We start from the raw sequence: 15,614 nt of genomic DNA on the forward strand, positions 1-15,614 counted from the left end.
ACCGGCCCGATCACCCGTCCCCCAACGCCACCGAGTCCGACTACTCTGGATCGGATGACCACCGAGCCGACCGGACAGCCCGGCAGGAGCCGCACCCGCACCCTGGCCGACGAGCTGCGCGCCGGGAGCGACCAAGCGCTCGCCACCCTGCTGCGACTTCGACCCGATCTGCTCAACCCGGTGCCCGCCGACCTGACCCAGCTGAGCTCCCGGCTGTCCGGCCGGGCCTCGGCGCTGCGCGCGCTGGAGCGGCTGGACCGGTTCACCCTGCAGGTGGCCGAGGCGCTGGCCGCCGCCCCGGACGGGAGCCCGGAGAGTGTGCTGCGCGACCTGCTGGCCGGCCCGGCCAAGGTGGCCGCGCACCCGGGCGCCGAGCCGGTGGACCGCAAGGCGGTGCTGGCCGCGCTGCCCCGGGCGCTCACGGCGCTGCGCGAGCGGGCCCTGGTCTGGGGTCCGGCGAACGCGCCGCGGCTGGTGATCGCGGTCCGCGAGGCGCTCGCCCCGACCGCCGCCAACCCGGGCGGCACCGGCCTGGGCCCGACGGTGGCCGAGGCGACCGTCGGCATGTCCCCGGCCCGGCTGCAGCAGCTGCTGGCCGGCGCCGGCCTGCCGGGCACCCCGGACCCGGTGACGGGGGTGGCCGCCCTCACCGACCTGCTGAACGACCGCGGGCAGCTGGCCGCGCTGCTGGCCAAGGCGCCGGCGCCGGCCCTCGGGCTGCTGGAGAAGCTGGTCTGGGGCCCGCCCACCGGCACCGTGCCGGACGCCGCCCGTCCGGTCACCGCCGAGACCGCGCACAGCCCGGTGGAGTGGCTGCTGGCCCGCGGGCTGCTACTGCCGAGCGGGCAGGGCACCGTGGTGGTGCCGCGCGAGCTGGCGCTGCACCTGCGCGGCGGGCGCAGCCACCGGGTGCTCGAACCGGCGCCGCCCGAGCTCACCGCGAGCACCGTGCGCGATCCACAGGCTGTGGACAACGCGGCGGCCGGCCAGGCCTACACCGCGGTGCGCACCCTGGAGGAGCTGCTCGACCAGTGGGGCCTGCAGCCGCCGCCGGTGCTGCGGGCCGGCGGCCTGGGGGTGCGCGACCTCAAGCGGGCCGCGCTGACCGTGGAGTGCACCGAGTCGCAGGCCGCGTTCTGGCTCGAACTCGCCTACGGCGCGGGGCTGCTGGCACCTGACGGGGAGTCGATCGAGCTGCCGGGGCGGACCGGCGAGGTGTGGGCGCCCACCCCCGCCTACGACCTGTGGCTGCAGCAGCCGGTACCCGAGCGGTGGACCCTGCTGGCCCGCACCTGGCTGACCGCCACCCGGGTCCCGGGGCTGGTCGGCCTCCCGGACGGCAAGGGCAAACCGCGCGCCGTGCTCGGTCCCGAGCTGGACCGGGTGCTGGCCCCGACCACCCGGCGCGCCGTGCTCAGCCTGCTGGCCGACCTGGCACCCGGCTCGGTGGCGGGCAGCGCCGAACTGCTGCCGGTGCAGCGCTGGTACCGGCCGCTGCGCGGCGGCGCGGTCGGCCCGGACGGGCGCGAGCTGCGCGACCAACTGACCGACTGGACGCTGGCCGAGGCCGAACTGCTCGGCATCACCGGCCGCGGCGCGCTGGCCACCCCCGCCCGGCAGCTGCTGGCCGGCGCCGACCCGGGACCGGCGCTGGCCCCGCTACTGCCCCAGCCGCTGAACCACGTGATCCTGCAGCCGGACCTGACGGCGATCGCCCCCGGCCCGCTGCTCACGCCGCTCGCCCAGGCCCTCGCGCTCTGCGCGGACATCGAGTCCAAGGGCGGCGCGACCGTCTACCGGTTCACCCCGGAGTCGGTGCGCCGCGCGCTGGACGCCGGGCGCAGCGCCGCCGACCTGCACGGGTTCCTGGCCCAGCACTCGCGCACGGCCGTCCCGCAGCCGCTCGCCTACCTGATCGACGACGTGGCCCGCCGGCACGGCGTGCTGCGGGTCGGCGCCGCCTCCGCCTACCTGCGCTGCGACGACCCCGCGCTGCTGAACGAGGTGCTCGCCGACCGCCGGGCCCTGGAACTGCGGCTGCGGCTGCTGGCCCCCACCGTGCTGGCCGCCCAGGCCGCGCCGGACACGGTGCTCGCCGTGCTCCGTTCCATGGGCTACGCGCCGGCCGCCGAGTCCGCCGACGGCGATCTGCTGATCACCCGGCCGGACAGCCACCGGACCCCGCCGCGCACCCCGCCCGCCCCGGTGGCCGACGGACCGGCCAGCCCGGACGAGGTGCTGCTGGGCGCCGCCGTGAAGGCGATCCGGGCCGGCGACCACGCGGCCACCGCCGTCCGCCGCGAGACCGTCCCGGGCCCGGCCGCCGCCCGCACCCTGCCGCGCACGGCCTCGGCCGACACCCTCGCGGCCCTCCAGACGGCGGTGCTGCTCGGTGAGCGGATGTGGATCGGCTACATCAACGCCGAAGGCATCGCCTCGCAGCGGGTGATCGACCCGGTGAAGGTGGAGGGCGGCTTCGTCACCGCCTTCGACCACCACGCGGAGAAGCTCAACACCTTCGCCCTGCACCGGATCACCGGCGTGGCCGAACTGGACGGAGACTAGGCTCGCCGCCATGGACGTCTCGCAGCTCGCCCCGGGGATCAGCTACGCCGTCACCGACCGCACCGGCGGCGTCAGCCCGGCGCCCTACGACGGGCGCAACCTCGGCGGGCTCACCGGCGACGACTACGCGAACGTTCTGCGCAACCGTCAGCTGACCGCCGCTCAACTCGGCCTCGCCCCGGACCGGGTGGTCTTCATGCACCAGGTCCACAGCGCCACCGTGGCCCGGGTGGCCGCCCCCTTCACCGCCGCGGCCCCCGACCTGGACGGCATCTGGACCACCGAACCCGGCCTGGCGCTCGCCTCGTTGGGCGCCGACTGCGCCGCGGTGTTGGTGGCCGACCCGGTCGCCCGCATCATCGGCGCCGCCCACTCCGGCCGCGCGGGCACCATGTCCGGCGTCGCCACCAACCTGGTCACCGCGATGTCCGAGGCCGGCGCCGACCCCGCCCGCATGACCGCCTACATCGGCCCCGCCGCCTGCGGCCGCTGCTACGAAGTCCCGGAAGCCATGCGCGCCGAGTCCGCCGCCCTGCTCCCCGAGACCTACGCCACCACCTCCTGGGGCACCCCGTCCCTCGACCTCCCGGCCGGCATCGCCGCCCAGCTTCGAAAGGCCGGCCTCACCGACGTCCACCGCGACCCCCGCTGCACCATCGAGACGGCGGACCTGTACTCCCACCGCCGCGACGCCCCCACCGGCCGCTTCGCCGCGTACATCTGGCTGGCCTGACCGCCCGCGGCCTTCTACGAAGCAGCTCCGTCACTCACCGCGATGCCCCACCATGGACGCGGTGCGCAGAGCATCCGGGACAGCTTTCCTCCCGGATGCGAGACACTGGAAAGTCTGCGACTGGACCTACGGAGGGCTCCTCGCGTGAACGACGGACCGCTGATCGTACAGACGATTAAGCCTGATGCACATCGTAGACGCTGAGTAGCCTTCGGAGGCACCCCGCCCGCAGCGCGGAAGTCCTCACGCGCCTGGTCAGCTGCACCATCCCCGCACTGTCGGCCTACTCTGCCGGGTACTGTCCCTGCTGTAGGCCGAAGCGGTCCGACCGGTGGGAGGGACGACGGTGTTGGAGGAGCGGGAGTCGATCGGGAAGCGCGTTCGTCGGCAGCGACTCCGACTTGGCATGCCTCAGGCCGATCTGGCAGCAACGCTCGGGCGGTCTCAGGGGTGGGTCTCGAAGGTCGAGAAGGGGCACATCGAACTCGACCGGGCCAGCCTCATCAATGAGGTTGCGGCTGCGCTGCACTGCCACCCGAACAACCTGATCGAGCGTCCGTTCGTTGCGGGCAAGGCATCCGAGAACCAGTGGCAGGTGGCCGCCGCGTCGATCCTGCGCGAGCTGCGGCGCTACGATCTAACGCCCGTCTTCGACGGCCGGCCCCGGACCTCCCAGCACTTGTGGCAGGAGACGGAGCGCCTGCACCGCCTGCGCGACTCTGCGGCGAACGTCGCCATCCTGCGTGTCCTGCCCGACCTGCTGAGGGAGGCGCGGGCACTGGCCGAGATCTCCGAGGGTCACGAGCGCGAGGAAGCGTTCGGCATCTACGCCGTGTGCTGCAAGTTCGCCCACACGGCAGCGCACACCCTCGGTCATCCGGAATTGATCGCCATGGCGTGCGAGCGCGCTGCCTGGGCTGCGGAGCGTTCTGGTGACGTGGTCCTGCCTGCGGTGGCCAACTGGATGCGTGTCTGGGACATGTGGGCCACCGCGGACTGGGCGGACTCGCTGGCTCTGTCGGACAAGGCCCTTCGGTCGATCGAGGATGAGTACGACGCGGGAGAGCCGCTGGCCATCCGGGCTTGGGGGACGCTCCAACTGCGCGCCGCCGTCTCGGCAGCAAGGGCCGGCCGGGCGGAGGAGACCGAGGGCCGCATCCGGCTGGCCCAGGTAGCCGCTGAGCGCATGGACGCCGACGAAGCGCCGGTGTTCGATCGCCACTCGCTGACCTTCTCCGCCGGGAACGTCCAAATCCACTCCATCTCAGTCCAGTTGGAAATGGGCGACCACGCCAAGGCCCTCGTGCTCCACGAGCGGGCCGACCATGAGCAGGTCGACATACTGCCGAACTCGCGGCGCGGCCATCACCACATGGACCTGGCACGAGCCTGGCTCTGGGATGGCAACCGGGACAAAGCCCTCACAGAGTTGGAGAAGGCAGAGCACATCGCCCCCCAGCTCGTAAGGAACCATCCGATCGCTCGTGCCACATTGCGCAAGATCGTCTATGCGGAGCGGGCCACCACCCGGGAGAAACTGCGCCGCATGTCCGACCGCTTCCACCTGGACGGATAGCGGTATTCCCCTGATTCATATTCAGCTGTAGTTGTCCGCCTACCTTCTGTTGCATGAGCGGACGACGCATCACCCGCCAAGACGCGGACGAGCCCGCAACACCCTGGACTCCCCGCCTTGGTGACCTCGCACACGACACGAACACCGGGACCGTTGGCGTGATCGTTGACGTTCCCGGTGAGGGTGTCTACTCCTACCACCTGCGCCCGCCCGAGGGCGGAGAGGAATGGACGGCCCCTCGGGACGCGACCACCCTGCACCCCGCCGACGGCACACCCTTCAACTCGCAGGGTGGTGGCCGCCTATGAGCGACACGGCTTCGTTTCCGGTGCCGTATGAGTGGGCTGGGGAGCCGGATGCGGCTGCGGTGCCGACGGCGCGGCGGTTGATCATCGAGCTTGTGCGGTTCTGGAAGGTCCCGATGTCGGATGACGCGCTGCGCGATGTGGAGCTGTGCGCGAGCGAGTTGCTGGCGAACGCGGTTGAGCACACGAAGGCACGGTGTCACGTGACCGTGCGGTGGACGGGCCAGCGCCTTCGTGTGGAAGTCGCCGACACCAGTCTTCATCTCCCGGACCCGGACACCGCCCAGGACACGACCACGGGCGGGCGGGGGCTACTCCTGGTGGCGGGGCTGGCGCACGCGTGGGGCTGGGAGCCGGCCGGTGCGGGCAAGGTGGTCTGGTTCGAGTGCGCGGCCGATCAGATGGTGACGGGTGATCGGCGCCTGACGGTCCTCGTGGGTGCCGCACATGCCAAGGTCACGGAACGCCTGTCGCGTTCGGCCTGACCGCTCCTTTGTCTCCGCCCGTGCACGTCGCTGGCGCACTGGCCGGGCGGATGGGTGCCGGTCGCTCCGATCCCCCGCGCGGGCGGCCGGCACCGCCCAAGTTCTCGACCCGGATCACCGATCGAAGGGAGAACTGTCGTGAGTACGCCCACACCCGGCCCGCCGACCCCGGGCCCGATGCCCCCGGACGGGGCCTGAGACTCCCGTGCGGGCCGGGCCTCGTTGTCCTGGTGTCCGGCCCACACGGGTCCAACTGTTCCACTTGAGAAGGGAGATCAGAGATGGGGAAGCACGGAGGGAGTCCGGCGCCGATCACGCCGCCGACTCCGTCGAACCCGCCGTCCGGGCCGCCGTCGCCTGACAGCGGGCCCCCGCCCGGCAATGGAGGGCACCGTAAGTGACGCTCGATCCTGATCGGGAGGGCCGCCCCGGCACCACTGCGGGGCGGCACCTTCCCGGCGACTCGTCCCCGGCCGCTGACTCCGGTCGCACGCCTGAGCAGTGGTGGTCGGTGGTGTTCGGCGCGGTGCCGCGCTCGCTGTTCCTGCCGGATGTGATCTGGGCTCACGACATGGCCACCGGCACGAACGTGGCCCTGGACCGCACGACGGACCCCGATGGCTGGGCTGAGGCCGCAAACGCCCCGCATGCGCCGATTGTGACGCAGTGGGACGACGGCGACCACGAGGGCCTGGAGCCCGGCCGGGTGCCCACCTCGTCCGCATCCCAGCCGACCTTGGTCTACTCGATGCTGCTGGATCTCGATGTGCTGTCGGGGATGCGGGTGCTGGAGATCGGCACCGGAACGGGGTGGAACGCGGCCTTGCTGTCGTGCCGACTGGGCGACGCGAACGTGACCACGGTCGAGGTGGACCCCGAGGTGTCCGCCCGTGCCCGTGCGGCCTTGAAGGCGTCGGGGTACACGCCCGAGGTGGTGTGTGCGGACGGCTCGCTCGGCTGGCTCGCCTCCGCTCCATATGACCGGATCATCGTCACGTGCGGGGTGCGGGAGATCCCGCCCGCGTGGCTGAGCCAGACCCGGGTGGGCGGGCTGATCCTGGCCCCGTTCGGCACGCACTACGGTCACCAGGACGCCTTGGTGAAGCTGACGGTCCAGCTCGACGGCACAGCGTCGGGTCCGTTCCTCGGGCCGGTGCAGTTCATGAAGATGCGCTCGCAGCGCCTGGTGCGCCCTGCGCATCCGGACTTCCCCGGGGACTCGGTGGAGACCTCCACCCGGGTGCGGGTGCCGCTGGGGGACTGGGAGCCGTTCACGTTCGCGGCGAGTCTGCTGGTGCCCGGTGTCACGCACCTGGTCCACGAGCGGGACGACGGGGTGACGGTGCTGTGGCTCTACAGTCTCGCCGACACGTCGTGGGCTGCGGTCTTCTACGACGAAGAGGCCGAGTGGGAGGTGTACCAGTCGGGTCCCCGGAAGCTGTGGGACCTGGTGGAAGCCGCCCATGCCTGGTGGCAGTCGGCCGGTGAGCCGGACTTCGACCGCTTCGGGATGACCGTGGGCCATACCGCCGGCCGAACGTTCTGGCTCGACGGCCCCGAGCAGCCGTTGCCGGTCCTGGGGGTGGGTCCGCGGTGAGGCTGCGCGACGCCGCCACCCGCCTGGACATGTGGTGGCACCTGCACGGGCAGTTCTCGTGGCCGGTGCGCATGGTGTGGCCCAGCAGGCGCCGGGTCTACGCGCAGGTGGGTGAGTGGCTGGCCGAACCTGGCTACCAGCGCGCGTCTCTGGAGCGGGTAACCGCGAGGGTGGCTGAGCGGCAAGCCCTCCACGAGCGCCTGGCCGCCGAGCTCGATCAAATGCCTCTGCCTTCCGAGGCGGAGTTGTTCGAGCGGATCTTCGGCCGTCCGCCGGCCGACCTGTGACCGACCGGGGTCCACTCGGGGACGACAGTCAGAGCGAGTACCACGATGCCGCCGAACGGGACCGCTGCGGGGTGCCCGATCCGCCGTCCCTGACGGCCGCCTTCGGGGTCTCGATCGCCGCGCTGGTGCTGGTGTGCGCGGTGTTGCTGGCGGCGGGCCTGGGCCGCTGACTCCACAACAAGGAAGGGAGCCTGTCGCGGTGGCTTCTGCCGAACTCGACCGCACCATGGTCGTGGACCTCTACCGCCAGGGCGAGAGCATGAAGGCGATCGCGGCCCTGATGGGCGTCTCGCCAAGCACCATCTCGAAGCGCCTGGACGGCTGGGGCGAGCGCAAGCGTGATGTCCGGGAGGTGGGCCGCCTGCACGCCACCTCGGGGACCAAGCGCGGCAAGGCTTTGGGGCGCAAGCCGTGGGCTGAGGCGTTCGTCAACGCGGGCGGGCGTCAGCACTGCCCGACCTGCCGGGAGATGTCCGCTGACCATCAACGGGCCCGCTCCCGCGCGGATTCCGATGCCATGGCCGAGATCGTGGAGCGCTTCGCCGCGCACGCCGTCCAGTCGCATCCGCACATGCGCCGTCTGTACGGGGACTGACCCGGTCACTGGCGCATACAGCTGAAGAAGAGCCGGACCACCCCTTGACCTTGGCGGGAAGCGGGGTGGTCCGGCAGCGGGCTAATGATCAACCCTGGTGCCGATGGTACTGGGGTCTTCGGCATGTTCCGAACACATTTGCTGACGAAGGGTCACAGAGCTTGCTGAACAGTTACGGGGCGGACTGTCTGGGGCGGCTGGCGCTGGGGCGGGGACCACTCCGGCCGGGCTCCCCGATAGCTGCCGAGAGTAGGAGCGGGCGGGTTCGGTCAAGCCCGCACTACGGGCCTCAGCTTGGCGACGGTGGCGAGCGGTGCGGGCTTGACGGGTTCCGTCCGCCCCGGATCATCGAGCAGCGGGGAGCCTGGACGAACGGCGAGCAACCATCGGCTTTGACCCATGCCGCGTACGGCCGGACAGCCTGTCCGGATTCTTCGGGCCCTGCTCGACCGCCATCCTCGTCCTTGCGCCGCCAGCGGGGCCGCCCATAGCGGGGCGGAGACAGGAGCGGCGAGCGGAAACGCGGCGGCGCGCGGCCCGCCTCTGGCGGGCCGCCCTTGATCCAGTAAAGAAACTTTCGACACGCCTCCCCCTGCCCTCCTCGTTGATCTGGATTCGGGCCTTCTGCTGCTGGTCGTGGGATGCGTGCTGACCAACTGCCCTGATGGTCCGTCGGCAGTGTGGAGCCGGGTCCTGTCCTCACCGGCTTGCCCACCATCGGCCCGGTAGCCGGCCGCACCGCTGAGGGCTTGCCCAAGGGGCTGCCCGGCGGCTTGCCCTGAGTCGGCGCCGCGAGTGGGCAAGCCTCGGAGCTGGTCCGTTCGCGCTGCGGGCAAGCCTTTGGGCAAGCCGTGCTGAGGAGAGTTGGTCACCAGCGCCCCGGCCACTGCGGATCGCTGCCGCTCGCTGTCACACCGATGGCGTCGCGGGCACCTCTATGTCCGATCCGCGAAAGGCCGGCCTCGTGTGCGCTGCACCCCTATCACAGCTTCGGCCTGACGCGTCCGGCCGAAGACCGCCGAAGTTTGTTCCACCGCGCGGTCACACCACGCCTTGGGCCGCCATCTATGGAGGGCAACACGGCGGACCGCAGAGAAGTTCGCCGCAGATGTCACACGGCGGCTCAAAACCGGGCCTGTATCAGGTGACAGGGCGCCCACCCCGAACACACGTGGCAACCAGCACCCTGGTGCCGAGCACAACTGTCCGCTTCCGGCTCGCCCAGGCCGATCAACTCGGTGTGTTCCGCTTTCAGTCCACGTCCTGGGACCTCGCCGAGACGGTCATGGACGTACAGCAAGAACTCGCCGCGTCCGACGGCCCCTCACTCTGCAAACTCTCGCTTCAACTGGTCCGTTTTTCGACTCGCAACGGCACTGCCATGGCGTTCCGCAAACCGGCGCTAACGGTTCTTCGAACCACCGATGAACAGGACTGACTGCCCAGTCCGGAGCAGAGCGGCCCGCCTTCGAAAATCTCGAAGGCGGGCCGCTCATGTTTGTCAGTCCGTCGCAGTGCTCTTCCCTGCTGCGGACCGGCGCATGAGTCCCTCCTCGCCGAAGTGAACGGCAAGCCGAGACAGGTCCAGTACCTTGCCCGCCTTTTCCGCAGGGGCCACTTCGACATATGCGCCCGTACTGAGCAACAGGTCCCGCTTCCCTGCCGCGTCGGCGTCCCGCCAGACCTCCGCGTGGGTCTTGCCGGTCGGAACCACCTCTACTCCCGCTGGCCTCGCGTGCTGCTGCCGCTCCTTCAACTCGGCAAGCCGCTCCTCAAGGCGCGCGTACTGCACCGTGTACCGCTGTGCACCGTCGGCGCCTTTGAACAGGCCGCGCTCGTACCGGTCCTTCTCCAGATCGCTCAGCGCCTCCTCGGCCTGGCGGATCTGCGGCCGATAATTCTCCCCGGCGTGCTCGACCATCCGCACCACCGGCAGGCGCCCGAACTTCCGCAGGAACTCGGACTCCACGTGGTCCTCCATCCCCTGCCCCGCGATGCTCACGCCGTAGCAGTCGATCGCCTCGCCGCCCTGGCGCTTCTTGAGCCGACCGATGCAGCGGTACCGGGTCCGCCCACCGGCCACGTAGGTGTACATCCGGAACCCGCAGAGTGCGCAGTGCACCACTCCACGCAGTAGCGAGGTAGCTTCGCGCCGCCGCTCCCCAGGGTTGGCCCGTCGCGTCAGCTCGTCCTGGAGCGCCTGCCAGGTGTCCATGTCCAGGATAGGCGGCCGGTTCACCAGGGGCAGCCCATCCGTCCGCAGGATGGGCTTGCCGTCCTCGATCACCTGGCCCAGCAACTGCGGGTTGGTGAGCAGACTCCGAAGCGAGGTCGTGTACCACTTCTTCGAGGCACTGCGCTTGCCCGTGGTCTGGCGCGAGGTGTGCCCTGGCGACGGGACTCCGGCCTTGGTGAGGTCATTCGCGATCTGGATCAGCGAATCCTTCGCCAGGACCCGTGTCACGATCGCCTGAATGATCTCTGCTTCCTCCTGGTTGACGACCAGCACCTTCCCGGCCCCGTCCGGGTTCGGCACCACCTTGTACCCGTACGGCACGCGTCCGCCGGTGTACCGCCCTTCCCGTCGCAGATGCTCGTGGGCGCCCGAGACCCGCATGCCGATGGTGTCCGACTCCAGCTCGGCGAACACGGCGATCACCTTCGCCATCGCCCGTCCCATGGACGACGTGAGGTCCAGCGGCTCGGTCGCCGACGCCAGCGCAACGCTCTGCGCCTCGGTGATCTTCATGATCTCGGCGAAGTCCACCGTCGACCGCGCAAGCCGGTCGATCTTGAAGAAGACGATCACGTCGAACTCGTCGAGTCGGGCCAGGATCCTCTGCAGCCCCGGGCGCTCCAGCCCCCGAGAGAAGCCCGAAACGTCGATGTCCTCCTCGACCACCACCACGCGCCACCCGCGCGCCGCACACAACTGCTCGCAGGCCGCGCGCTGCCTCTCAGGGGAAGTGGTCTCCTCTGTTTCGCGCGATAGGCGAACATAGATAGCGGCGCGCATGCCAGGCGCGCTCGCCGGGACGCCCTTGCGCCGCCGGGCTCGGGGCATCGCCCTGGGGATTTCAACGGTTGGGTCAGTCACGTGGCGATCCTAATCACGGAGGTATGTGTGTCCTGCCTAATCGTCCAGAGCGACAAGACGCTGCTCCTGGAGATCGACCACCCCAAGGCCGCCGAGTGCCGGCGGGCCATCGCGCCGTTCGCCGAGTTGGAGCGGGCTCCCGAGCACGTGCACACCTACCGGGTCACCCCGCTGGGGCTGTGGAACGCGCGCGCGGCCGGCCATGACGCGGAGCAGGTGGTGGACGCGCTGGTGAACTACTCGCGCTACCCGGTGCCGCACGCGCTGCTGGTGGACGTGGCCGACACGATGGCGCGGTACGGGCGTTTGCAGTTGGTCAAGCACCCCACCCACGGGCTGGTGATGAGCACCACCGACCGGCCGGTTCTCGAGGAGGTGCTCAAGTCCAAGAAGATCGCCCCGCTGGTGGGGGCCCGGGTGGACCCGGACACCGTGGTCGTGCACCCGTCCGAGCGCGGGCAGATCAAGCAGGTGCTGCTCAAGCTGGGCTGGCCGGCCGAGGACCACGCCGGGTACGTGGACGGCGAGGCGCACCCGATCGAGCTGGAGCAGGACGGCTGGCAGCTGCGCCCCTACCAGCAGCAGGCGGTGGAGGGGTTCTGGCACGGCGGCAGCGGCGTCGTGGTGCTGCCCTGCGGGGCCGGCAAGACGCTGGTCGGCGCGGCGGCGATGGCCGAGGCCAAGTCGACCACGCTGATCCTGGTCACCAACACCGTCTCGGCCCGGCAGTGGAAGCACGAGCTGGTCAAGCGGACCTCGTTGACCGAGGACGAGATCGGCGAGTACAGCGGGACCAAGAAGGAGATCCGCCCGGTCACCATCGCCACCTACCAGGTGATGACGACCAAGCGGAAGGGCAGCTACGCGCACCTGGAGCTGTTCGACGCCCGCAACTGGGGCCTGGTGGTCTACGACGAGGTGCACCTGCTGCCGGCCCCGGTGTTCAAGTTCACCGCTGACCTGCAGGCGCGCCGCCGGCTCGGCCTGACCGCGACCCTGGTGCGCGAGGACGGCCGGGAGGGGGACGTGTTCAGCCTGATCGGCCCCAAGCGGTTCGACGCGCCGTGGAAGGAGATCGAGGCGCAGGGCTACATCGCGCCGGCCGACTGCTGCGAGGTCCGGGTCACCCTCACCGACTCCGAGCGGCTGGCGTACGCCACCGCGGAGCCGGAGGAGCGCTACCGGTTCTGCTCCACCACCGCGACCAAGCGGCGGGTGGTGGAGGCGCTGGTGAAGAAGCACGAGAAGGACCAGACGCTGGTCATCGGCCAGTACATCGACCAGTTGGACGAGCTGGGCGAGGTGCTGGACGCCCCGGTGATCAAGGGCGAGACCAGCAATCTCCAGCGCGAGAAGCTGTTCGAGGCGTTCCGGAACAAGGAGATCAGCGTGCTGGTGGTCTCCAAGGTGGCGAACTTCTCGATCGACCTGCCGGAGGCCACGGTGGCGATCCAGGTCTCCGGGACCTTCGGCTCCCGCCAGGAGGAGGCCCAGCGGCTGGGCCGGGTGCTGCGGCCCAAGGCGGACGGGCACATGGCCCACTTCTACTCGGTGGTCGCCCGGGACACGGTGGACCAGGACTTCGCGGCCCACCGCCAGCGCTTCCTCGCCGAGCAGGGGTACTCCTACCGCATCATCGACGCCGACGAGGTGCTGTAAGCCGTCGCGTGCCGTGAGCCGTCGACGTGCCGTAAGCCGCCGACGTACTGCAGGCCGCCAACGTGCTGTAACGGGCCGGACCCGCTCAGTACTTGACGCCGTCGCGCCCGAGGAAGACCACGCGCGCGGCGGTGTCGAGCGCGATGCCGACGTTGCGCACCGCGGTGGCCAGCGGGCGGCGGCGGCGCGGGTTCGGGGCCAGGGTGGCGCCGGCCGGGGCGTCGAGGGTGTCGGGGGCGGATTCGTCGGTGGTGCGCGCCCGGGGGGTCTTGGCCGCTGCCGGGGGCGCCGTACGGTGAACGGTGCTCATGTGTTCCACGGTAGTTTTCGCGGCGCCCGAACGGCATCGGTCGAAAGGTCCGAACCCCCGGGACCGAGGTCGTTCGCACGGCGTACCCGACCCCGAGACGCTTATCAGGCGAATACCCGTTGGCTCCGGCACGAACGACAGGTCTAAGCTGTCCGGTCTGCCCCCTCCCGATCAAGGGGAGGTCCTGACCGCTCGGCAACCGGTCAGGTGTATCCACCGTGAGCTCCTGACGAGACCGCCGCGCCCGGACGGCGCGGCCGGGAAGGTTCGCCGTGCACTCCCCCGCCACCCCCACCACTGCCGCCGACGCCGACGATCCGCTGCGGCGCGAGCGCGACCACCTCCACAGCTCCCGCGCCGCGCTGCGCACGATGCGCGAGGACGCCGAGTCGCTGGACATCTCCGACGTCGCCGGCACCTGGGTCACCCAGCAGGTGCTGCACGACCAGATCCAGCGCCGGATCGCCGCCCTGGCCGACCTGGCCCACACCCCGCTGTTCTTCGGCCGGCTGGACTTCCTGCACGCCGTCTCCGGCGACGAGTCGGAAGGCGCCGGCGGCGAGCGGTTCTACATCGGCCGTCGGCACGTGCACGACGCCGTGGGCGACCCGATGGTGATCGACTGGCGCGCGCCGGTCTCCCAGACCTTCTACCGGGCCAGCCGCAAGGACCCGATGGACATCGCGAAGCGGCGCCGGTTCGGCTACACCGGGGGTGAGTTGACCGCCTACGAGGACGAGAACCTGAGCGACCCGGCCGAGCACCAGCAGGCCTCCGCGCTGCTGGCGGCCGAGATCGAGAAGCCCCGCGTCGGTCCGATGCGCGACATCGTGGCCACCATCCAGCCCGAGCAGGACGAGATCGTCCGGGCCGACGTGAGCGGCACGGTCTGCGTGCAGGGCGCACCCGGCACCGGGAAGACCGCGGTCGGCCTGCACCGGGTCGCCTACCTGCTGTACGCGCACCGGGAGCGGCTGGCCAAGGCCGGCACCCTGGTGATCGGTCCGAACAGCTCCTTCCTCTCCTACATCGAGCAGGTGCTGCCGGCCCTGGGCGAGCTGGAGGTGGCCCAGGCCACCGTGCAGGAGCTGGTGGCGCACGTCGAGGTGCGCGGCACCGACAGCGCCGAGGCAGCCCGGATCAAGGGCGACGCCCGGCTGGCCGAGGTACTCCGGCGCGCCGTGCGGGACGGCATCACGCTGCCCACCGAGCCGCTGGTGGTCACCCGCGGGTCCCGCCGCTGGCGCCTTCCGGTCTACGAACTCACGGAGATCATCGAGGAGTTGGCCGGGCGCGAGGTGCGCTACGGGGCGGCCATGGAGTCCCTGCCGCAGCGGATCGCGCACGCGGTGCTGGTGAAGATGGAGCACGCCGGCGAGGCACCCGACGACCGGGTGCAGGACGCGGTGGCCCGGGCCCGCGAGGTCAGGGCGCTGGTCAAGGCCTGCTGGCCGCCCGTCGACCCGGCCAAGCTGGTACTGCGCCTGCTGAGCGAGCCGGAGTTCCTGGCCCGCTGCGCCGAGGGGATCCTCGACGAGCAGGAGCAGCGGGCGATCGCCCGGCCCAAGCCGGCCCGCTCGGTGAAGACCGCCCCGTGGACCGCGGCGGACGCGGTGCTGGTGGACGAGGCCCGCGACCTGGTCCAGCGCACCCCCTCGCTGGGCCACGTGGTGCTGGACGAGGCCCAGGACCTGTCCCCCATGCAGTACCGCGCGGTCGGCCGGCGCTGCACCACCGGCTCGGCCACCGTGCTCGGCGACCTGGCCCAGGGCACCACACCGTGGGCCACCGCGAGCTGGCCCGAGGCGCTGCACCACCTGGGCAAGGCGGGCGCCCACGTGGAGGAGCTGACCACCGGCTTCCGGGTGCCCGAGCAGGTGATCGCCTACGCCTCGCGGCTGCTGCCGGCCATCGCCCCCGGCCTGGCCCCGGCCACCTCGATCCGCACCGGGCAGGACAGCCTGACGATCCGCCATGTCGGCGCCGACGAACTGGTGGCGGCGGTGCTGACGGCCTGTCGGGAGGCCCTGGCGCGCGAGGGGTCGACCGGTCTGATCGTGGCCGACGCCCGGGTGCCGCTCTTCGAGGCGGCGCTGGCCGGGGCGGGGCTGGCGTTCCTGACCCCGGGCACCGAGACCACCGCGGAGGCCCGGCTCACGCTGGTGCCGGCCTCGCTGGCCAAGGGCCTGGAGTACGACTACGTGGTGCTGGACGAGCCGGCCGCCGTGGTGGCCGGCGAGCCGGACGGGCGCACCGGGCTGCGCCGGCTGTACGTGGCGCTGACCCGCGCGGTCTCGGGCCTGACGGTGCTGCACGAGCAGCCGCTGCCGGCCCAACTGGCCTGAGGGCGACGGGCCCGCCCCCACAGCGGGCCCGTCGCTCCCCCCGGTTCGGGCCCGCCCCCA

At 71.3% G+C, this 15,614-nt stretch carries 13 protein-coding genes; 11 read left to right on the forward strand and 2 right to left on the reverse strand.

The genetic code is table 11. From position 1 onward, the window contains the following. Positions 1-54 precede the first annotated feature (54 nt). The 9 genes from C7C46_RS06560 to C7C46_RS06595 all read left to right on the forward strand — a co-directional run bounded on the left by C7C46_RS06560 (position 55) and on the right by C7C46_RS06595 (position 9,581). Entirely contained in the window at positions 55-2,565 is a 2,511-nt protein-coding gene (locus C7C46_RS06560; protein WP_110666696.1) for a helicase C-terminal domain-containing protein, read from the forward strand. Positions 2,566-2,575: 10 nt separating this feature from the next. After that, complete coding sequence (gene pgeF / locus C7C46_RS06565; RefSeq protein ID WP_110666698.1) at positions 2,576-3,298, forward strand: peptidoglycan editing factor PgeF; 723 nt, start codon at positions 2,576-2,578, stop codon at positions 3,296-3,298. Between the two features lie 346 nt (positions 3,299-3,644). Then, positions 3,645-4,874: a helix-turn-helix domain-containing protein gene (locus C7C46_RS06570; protein WP_110666701.1), complete on the forward strand. Its 1,230-nt coding sequence runs from the start codon at positions 3,645-3,647 to the stop codon at positions 4,872-4,874. Between the two features lie 158 nt (positions 4,875-5,032). Continuing rightward, on the forward strand, positions 5,033-5,182 hold the full coding sequence (locus C7C46_RS34830; RefSeq protein WP_181442224.1) for a hypothetical protein: 150 nt from the start codon (positions 5,033-5,035) through the stop codon (positions 5,180-5,182). Further along, positions 5,179-5,664 carry an ATP-binding protein gene (locus tag C7C46_RS06575; protein WP_181442225.1) on the forward strand — a complete coding sequence of 162 codons (486 nt, stop codon included), beginning with the start codon at positions 5,179-5,181 and terminating at the stop codon, positions 5,662-5,664. Before C7C46_RS34830 ends, C7C46_RS06575 begins: the two co-directional genes overlap by 4 nt. Before the next feature lie 397 nt (positions 5,665-6,061). Then, positions 6,062-7,261: a methyltransferase domain-containing protein gene (locus C7C46_RS06580; RefSeq protein ID WP_245984243.1), complete on the forward strand. Its 1,200-nt coding sequence runs from the start codon at positions 6,062-6,064 to the stop codon at positions 7,259-7,261. Beyond that, positions 7,258-7,548 carry a hypothetical protein gene (locus C7C46_RS06585; RefSeq protein ID WP_110666705.1) on the forward strand — a complete coding sequence of 97 codons (291 nt, stop codon included), beginning with the start codon at positions 7,258-7,260 and terminating at the stop codon, positions 7,546-7,548. Before C7C46_RS06580 ends, C7C46_RS06585 begins: the two co-directional genes overlap by 4 nt. A 199-nt stretch (positions 7,549-7,747) precedes the next feature. After that, positions 7,748-8,143: a helix-turn-helix domain-containing protein gene (locus tag C7C46_RS06590; protein WP_110666707.1), complete on the forward strand. Its 396-nt coding sequence runs from the start codon at positions 7,748-7,750 to the stop codon at positions 8,141-8,143. 1,171 nt (positions 8,144-9,314) lie between these two features. Continuing rightward, positions 9,315-9,581, forward strand: coding sequence for a hypothetical protein (locus C7C46_RS06595; protein ID WP_110666709.1), 267 nt, complete (start codon positions 9,315-9,317; stop codon positions 9,579-9,581). Between the two features lie 63 nt (positions 9,582-9,644). On the opposite strand, the gene C7C46_RS06600 is transcribed toward C7C46_RS06595, so the two are convergent. Next, positions 9,645-11,240: a recombinase family protein gene (locus C7C46_RS06600; RefSeq protein ID WP_110666711.1), complete on the reverse strand. Its 1,596-nt coding sequence runs from the start codon at positions 11,238-11,240 to the stop codon at positions 9,645-9,647. A gap of 27 nt (positions 11,241-11,267) precedes the next feature. On the opposite strand from C7C46_RS06600, the gene C7C46_RS06605 reads away from it, so the two are divergent. Continuing rightward, positions 11,268-12,899, forward strand: coding sequence for a DNA repair helicase XPB (locus C7C46_RS06605; protein ID WP_110666712.1), 1,632 nt, complete (start codon positions 11,268-11,270; stop codon positions 12,897-12,899). Positions 12,900-12,984: 85 nt separating this feature from the next. Here the strand turns inward: C7C46_RS06605 and C7C46_RS06610 are convergent, their stop codons facing one another. Next, positions 12,985-13,209, reverse strand: a complete 225-nt coding sequence (locus C7C46_RS06610; RefSeq protein ID WP_110666713.1) for a hypothetical protein — start codon at positions 13,207-13,209, stop codon at positions 12,985-12,987. A 272-nt stretch (positions 13,210-13,481) separates the two neighbouring features. Between C7C46_RS06610 and C7C46_RS06615 the strand changes: the two genes are divergently transcribed. Next, positions 13,482-15,554: a HelD family protein gene (locus C7C46_RS06615; RefSeq protein ID WP_110666714.1), complete on the forward strand. Its 2,073-nt coding sequence runs from the start codon at positions 13,482-13,484 to the stop codon at positions 15,552-15,554. The last annotated feature ends 60 nt before the right edge of the window (positions 15,555-15,614 follow it).

The sequence above is a fragment of the Streptomyces tateyamensis genome, from assembly GCF_003205575.1.
GTDB lineage: Bacteria > Actinomycetota > Actinomycetes > Streptomycetales > Streptomycetaceae > Kitasatospora > Kitasatospora tateyamensis.